Source organism: Desulforegula conservatrix Mb1Pa, assembly GCF_000426225.1.
Classification (GTDB): domain Bacteria; phylum Desulfobacterota; class Desulfobacteria; order Desulfobacterales; family Desulforegulaceae; genus Desulforegula; species Desulforegula conservatrix.
This window is the reverse complement of sequence record NZ_AUEY01000119.1, coordinates 1-6,141: the sequence shown is the minus strand read 5'-3', so window position 1 is coordinate 6,141 and position 6,141 is coordinate 1. Positions and strand designations below refer to the sequence as shown.

General features: G+C 43.3%; 7 protein-coding genes. 1 reads left to right on the top strand and 6 read right to left on the bottom strand.

The features are described 5' to 3' along the window. Window positions 1–223: ATP-binding protein (locus K245_RS0120275; RefSeq protein ID WP_027359845.1), on the top strand; the 223-nt coding region annotated here is incomplete at its 5' end. Here the strand turns inward: K245_RS0120275 and K245_RS25695 are convergent. From K245_RS25695 to K245_RS28625, 6 genes are all read right to left on the bottom strand, one after another. Continuing rightward, the gene (locus K245_RS25695) at window positions 220–1,227 is read right to left on the bottom strand and encodes a virulence RhuM family protein (protein ID WP_084156460.1); all 1,008 of its coding nucleotides are present in this window, start codon (window positions 1,225–1,227) and stop codon (window positions 220–222) included. The two genes, K245_RS0120275 and K245_RS25695, sit on opposite strands and share 4 nt — an antisense overlap. Before the next feature lie 82 nt (window positions 1,228–1,309). Beyond that, window positions 1,310–2,662, bottom strand: a complete 1,353-nt coding sequence (locus K245_RS0120265; RefSeq protein ID WP_027360645.1) for a DUF6880 family protein — start codon at window positions 2,660–2,662, stop codon at window positions 1,310–1,312. Then, window positions 2,659–2,811 (bottom strand): hypothetical protein, encoded by a 153-nt coding sequence (locus K245_RS27895; RefSeq protein WP_156906864.1) that lies wholly within the window; start codon window positions 2,809–2,811, stop codon window positions 2,659–2,661. Before K245_RS27895 ends, K245_RS0120265 begins: the two co-directional genes overlap by 4 nt. Continuing rightward, window positions 2,808–5,594, bottom strand: coding sequence for a PDDEXK nuclease domain-containing protein (locus tag K245_RS28520; RefSeq protein ID WP_084156459.1), 2,787 nt, complete (start codon window positions 5,592–5,594; stop codon window positions 2,808–2,810). The genes K245_RS27895 and K245_RS28520 overlap by 4 nt, the downstream gene beginning before the upstream one ends. After that, window positions 5,591–5,839: a hypothetical protein gene (locus K245_RS0120250; RefSeq protein ID WP_027360644.1), complete on the bottom strand. Its 249-nt coding sequence runs from the start codon at window positions 5,837–5,839 to the stop codon at window positions 5,591–5,593. Before K245_RS0120250 ends, K245_RS28520 begins: the two co-directional genes overlap by 4 nt. 154 nt (window positions 5,840–5,993) lie before the next feature. After that, entirely contained in the window at window positions 5,994–6,125 is a 132-nt protein-coding gene (locus tag K245_RS28625) for an integrase core domain-containing protein (RefSeq protein ID WP_084156461.1), read from the bottom strand. Between the last annotated feature and the right edge of the window lie 16 nt (window positions 6,126–6,141).

Below are 6,141 nucleotides of genomic sequence, written 5' to 3'. Positions count from 1 at the left end.
TACCCTGCTCGCAGATCGATACGAACGTGGATCTGTCATGCTCACAAGTAATCTTCCCTTTTCCAAATGGGAGCAGATTTTCAAGGATCCCATGACTACCGCCGCTGCCATTGACAGACTTGTACATCATAGCATCATTCTTGAACTTAACTTGCCAAGCTACAGGCTGGAAAAGTCAAAACAGAAAATTAACGAGGAAAAAAGTGAGGAAAATGCGCCTTAAATTAGGAAACTGGATCGGGAATTATAACTGTCGCTGACACGGAAAAATAATTGTCGTTGATCAGCCGTTACCTTTCCAGAGTCCTGCAAAATTCCACGATCTGTGGCTTCGATGAATTTGTTCAGGCGTGTTTCCCAATCCTGCATGGTCATAGGGATTTTACGAAGTGCCATATCTTCCGCAACATCCAGATAGGCTGAGACCAACCTCTGCAATTGCGCCATCTCATTTTCGGTCAAATAATTCTTTGCCACGCTTACATCGAATTTTTGAATCTTTCCTTCCGGAGCGTCTTTCCAGTTGGTCAACCCCATGTTTTGCTTCTGGTGGTTTGCCCGATCGACGATCACTTCTGCTGCGGTCTGGCCGTGAATGGCCCAATGCAGCTTATTCTGGACTGTTGCAAAGAATCGTTTGGTCGCTTGGGCTGTGACATCATAATCAATGGATGTGGCATAAATATCCGTAATCTTCTGATAGAATTTACGCTCGGAAAGCCGGATTTCCCGAATGCGTTCCAACTGCTCTTCAAAATATTTTTTACCGAGGACAGAGCCGTCATTCTTCAGACGCTCATCATCCATGGCATAACCTTTGATGGTGAACTCCTGAATAATGGTGGTCGCCCATTTACGGAACTGTACGGCTCGTTCCGAATTGACCTTATAACCAACGGCAATAATAGCCGAGAGATTGTAGTGATTCGTATTGTAGTTCTTGCCATCAGCGGCAGTTATCCGAAAATTTCGGATAACTGAATCTTCCTGTAATTCACTGTCAATGAAGATCTTTTTCAGATGATAGTTAACCGTTCTGACGTCAACATCATAAAGCGTGGCCATCATTTTCTGGGTCAGCCAGATATTCTCATCTGCATAAACCGCCTCAACGCCACCCTCGCCGTTTGCCGCTACAAAGGTCAGGTACTCAGCAGCCGATGAGCGGACAATAGAGGTTTTATTCTTGCCTAACTTCTGTAGTCCTTTTTTTTTATCCTGTTTCATTCTTTCCATCCCGGCTTTATCGAGAATCCTAAATTTCTTCTTTGAGAATCAGTTCTGAATTTTAGTAGATAAAAATGCTCGTTCACTTCTGCCCCTTATATTTAGACCAGAAGCTTCGTTTACGGCCATGCGCCTGATAAATCCGGGCTTTAAATGCTTCGTGATCACCAAAATCCCCCCATAGACCTATTTGAACAGCCAGCTTGTCCAGAGTTTCCAGGTAGTCAATACCATGTTGATAGGCCTTGGCATGCCCACGTTCAAGAATGGAATTCAGCAGACTCCGGTAGATTAGGCTGGCTGCGAGGTTCCTGCCTTCAGATTCCATCGAACCAGCTAAAGGAAGCAGGCTTAAATACAAGTCGCCGTTAAGCTGATCGGCTCTTTCCAGAATATATTTTTCAGCCTCATCAATTTTAGCTACTGAAATCAGGAATGAGGCGTCTGATGCACGCAAGCTGGGAAACGCAAGGATATGAGAGACCTCTTTTGAGAGAACTTCATCCAGTTTGTCTTTGCCGATAACGTCCAACAGATCCTGAAGAGTTTCCATAGAGTGATAAGACCTGAATTTTCGATATAAAAGTTCGGTCAGTTTCTCGTTATCTCCCAACTTTTTGTAAATCTCGAGCAGCAACTTATCCCGTTCATAATCCTTATAAGTTTCACCTTCAGGAATCTTAGAGAGCCACAAATAAGCTGTCTGAACATCGCCACTTTCCAGATAAACACGGGCAATATCGATGAAAGCAGCCGTTGACAGCTCTCCCCATGAGGCAATCCTGGTTTGTTCAAAAAGTTTGGCATCCTTGATCTGGCGGGCCAGTGATTCTATGAGCATCAAATGGTGTCGTTTTTTGTATTTATCCTCTTCTTTATCCGCCAACGACTGAAGTTCTTTGATCATGGATCGTATAACAGGTTCGGGCAGGCACTCGCTGGCACAATCAATAAGGGTATCCCGAACGCCATAATCATCCTTCAGGTTTAGCTTAAGTATGATATTTGCGACTTTTTCTTTGTCAGAGCAGCAGGAGGCGTATTCCACAAACAATTCTTTAGCATCATACCGGAATACGTCTCCGACATTTCCGCTGGAGTCGTCACAGTTTCCAAGCGTTCCTTTGTCAGTTTCAAAAAAAGCTGCAACAAGCTGGACTCCGGTAAGCGGCTCAGTAACACCGGCCTTCAAATTCTGGAGCAATGCCTTTAGTTCACATGCAAATACGGAAGCCCCACCCCAGCTAATGAAGCGTTTTGACCGTTTTAAAGCTGATATCTTTTTCTTAAATCGCTCTATATTTTCAGTGGGAGTTGCAAGCATACGTTCAAGCAGATCATCTGCTGCATCATACTGCTCGGCAAGTTCCAGCAAAGCATCCGCAAGGCTCTCTGCTCCCAATTCGATTAATTTCTGTTTGCGGTCGTTTGTCAAAGTGTAGATCCTCCTACCCAGGAAGGTGGCTCCGTGGCATAATTTTTCTTTCCGTTCACCCTTATTGCAGGTGTTCCTTCTGACACGAAATCGATTCTGAAATACTTGAGGTTGCGGAACTCTTTTATGTACAGACTGTTGATTCTCACTTCTGATTCACCTGAGCCTCCACAATCCTGATTTCGGCTTTCTCAGGCTCTTCTATCCAGTCATTGAGCTTTTTCTCTGGCTGTTTCTCTGGGGATATTCCGGTAATGCTCACAACTACGGATTGGGCTAATTGCTCCGCCACTTTGCGGGATTTTGCCAGTTGTTTCTGGAGGGTGTCGCAGAGGGATAAAAGGGATTGTGTTTTTTTGACTATACGTTTTTGTTCTTCAAGAGGCGGAAGTGCAATAGTTGACGAAAAAAGTTTATCTGTATCAAGTCGGCAGGTTCCATGACTTGATCTTTCCACTATTTTTAAATATCGCGATTTACATCCTTTGAGCAGCACCAAAGAAAATTTTGACATTTCAGGTAAATAAAGACGCAGTGCCTTCATATCCTGATTTATTGTAACGACCCTTTCAGTAATTGCTAAAGGAAAAGAGTGCGCGAGGATCATGCCTCTAAGAACCATTAACACTGAATTTGGAGGAATTAATTTTACGGAACTATTTGAAATAGCATCATTAGATATGTGATCTTGAGCATCATAAATATAATCAACTTTCATATCTTTAGGACTTATCCAAGGAATTGAACCAGACCAAAACGATTGATTAGATTTGCTTGGTGTACCACCACCTATCACATAACCTAAATCATTCAATCGACACCACTCCCACCCCGTAGGAACCTCAAAAGGCTTCTCATCATCCCGAATCTCAGGCAACGGGTTCTGTCTTTTAATCTCCCCCTTTTTAATCAGCTCCGCTTTTTCTTTGGCGATCTTTTTCAACAGCTCACTGGCGGGTTCGTCATCGGGATTCTGAGGAACGAGTTTTCCCATCACCGCATTCTGAAGGATGCACTTTTTCAAATCCTCAACATCCTCAGGGCTTTCAAAGAGCGTGGGCAGATTCTTTTCCACCCGTTTCCAGGCGACCTGCAACTCTTCGCCCCTCTGAGCATTGGCCAAGGCTTCAAGGGCTGAAATGCGGGTTTGTTTAACCAGATCTGACCGTTTCTGCTGCTGCGCTTCCAGCTGATCGCAGAGCGCCATGAGCTGATCCACTTTGGCAACGATTCGTTTTTGTTCTTCGAGGGGTGGGAGTGGGAGAATTAGACCTGGCATACTAAATAAATTAAGTTTGTTTGTATGACTTCCTCCAGCTTTAACCTTATCAAATTGTTGATACATCATTTGAGTATTTAGAGTGTACTCTAAATATAAAGGAAATATTTCCTTTTGAGGAAATTTTAGAAGTCCTAAACTTACGAAAATACTAAAAGGATCTTCTGTTTTTATTACAATACTCTTACCTAATGTCCCAATCCTACAGAACAAAATATCCCCTTTTTCAGGGTTACATCTTTTATTTATCTCTTGATGCTCAGAAAGAGAGATGAATTTGCAGTTTTCAAAGTCTAAGTATCCACTTGAAATATTTTTTATAGATAAAAATGGAATCCCGTTTTTCTGATACTTGGGTGTTTTGTGAACACCATCTGTTATTCCTGTACAAATGTCTCCTAAATGACACCAGCTCCAATTATCAGGAGTCGCAAAGGGTTTCTCTTCTTTCCGAATTTCAGGCAATGGTTTCTGTGGTTTTATTATCTTTTTGCGAACAAGCTCCGTCTTTTCCGCCTCAATACGCTTCAACAACTCACTCGCCGGTTCATCATCAGGATTCTGCTCCACCAACTTCCCCTGAACAGCCAATTGCAAAATCATCTCCCGCAATCTCTGCACCCCGCCGGGAGCATTGGCAATGGCTTCGTGCAGCTTCTTCTGCATCAGCTCTTTTTCAGGCAGTACAGTGAGATACTCTGCCACGTGAATGCCAGACTGATCCAGCTCCAGAAGTTCCACCAGTTCCTGTTTTTTACCGGCGCAAAGAATAATCCCCAAAGGAGCTTCTTCACCTGCTCGCCGTTCGTGTTTGCTCAGCCATCTCAGATAAAGCTCCATCTGACCTTTGTCCTGGGCTTTAAAATCACCAAGTTTTAGATCAATGACTATCAATCTGTTCAGATCACGATGATAAAAGAGCAGATCGATATAATAATCTTCATTGTCGATCTGAATCCTCTTCTGGCGAGCCATAAACGCAAAACCGCTCCCCAGTTCCAGCAGAAACTGTTCCATTTCCCGCAGAATGGCATCTTCGATGTCTTTTTCGTAATAACGGTCTTTAACACCCAGGAAATCAAGAAAATAAGGATCTTTAAAAATTAGATTGGGTGACAGTCTGTTTTCATCACGCAGTTTTTCCAGCTCATGAACAATCAACTCATCCGGCTTACGGGAAAGCGCTGTACGTTCATAGAGCATCGAGTCTATACGATCACGCAGGATACGGACACTCCAGCCGTCAATCCTGCACATCTCGGCATAAAAGTCTCTTTGGAGTTTATCTTTCAGCGGGATAAGTTCAATAAAATGTGACCAGCTTAATTTGTCCGACAGTGTCGCACATATTGAAGGATCAGGGAAATTGGTATTAAAAAGGCACATTCTGCTCAGTGCCGGACGACTGAAGCCTTTTCCATATTCATTTGTTAATTGTTCCGACAATGTCGCAACAATCTGCTCACCATATGCCGCACGTTCGCCCTTAAGAATCTCTTCATTGATTCGTTTGCCGATCTGCCAGTAAAGCATGGTCAGGGTTTTGTTGACAGCAACACTTACTTTGGAGCGGCCCTCTTCAATCAGCCCCCTGATTTCATCAATAAGTCTTGAGCAGGCGGGTTTTTCTTTTTTTACCAGGTCGTTAGTCATAGGTCTTCCCCTTCAAAGTGATGGGCAAAGGCCGCTGCCAGCTCCTGTTTCAAGTGCTCTTCGGTTTCTGCAATCTGACGGGAAATCTCTTTTAATTTCACCAGCAAAACATCCGGATCATGGATTTCCGCATCCGGTGAGTTGGGATTCTTAGCATCAAGGTTGTAAATGGGCCAGAATATGCGGTCTCCTGCGGACTGTTCATCTTTGGCTTTCTGACGAAGCTTGTCGGCCTGTTCTTTCAAATCCTGTTTTGTATCTCCGTTTGTCTCTTTGGCCTGACGCTCAAATAAGTGGTCGGTTTTGATTGGACAGATTTTCTGAAAATATAAGTGAAAATCCTATCAACAAATCCTTATATAATTTTGACCTCTGTGTCTCATATTTTTAATAAAAGCTTCAAGCGGCGATTGGAATTTCCAGACCTTCAAAATATGTTTTATCAGGCGTATTATTCTTAAAGCTCTGGTGAGGCCTTTTTGTGTTGTAGAACCTCAGATAATCGCCAATTTTGTGTCTCGCTTCTGACATGCTTCCATAGGCCTTC

Coding starts and splice junctions, on each gene's coding strand:
- K245_RS25695 (WP_084156460.1), bottom strand. CDS start 1,227: ATGAAACAGGATAAAAAAAAAGGACTACAGAAGTTAGGCAAGAATAAA.
- K245_RS28520 (WP_084156459.1), bottom strand. CDS start 5,594: ATGACTAACGACCTGGTAAAAAAAGAAAAACCCGCCTGCTCAAGACTT.
- K245_RS28625 (WP_084156461.1), bottom strand. CDS start 6,125: ATGTCAGAAGCGAGACACAAAATTGGCGATTATCTGAGGTTCTACAAC.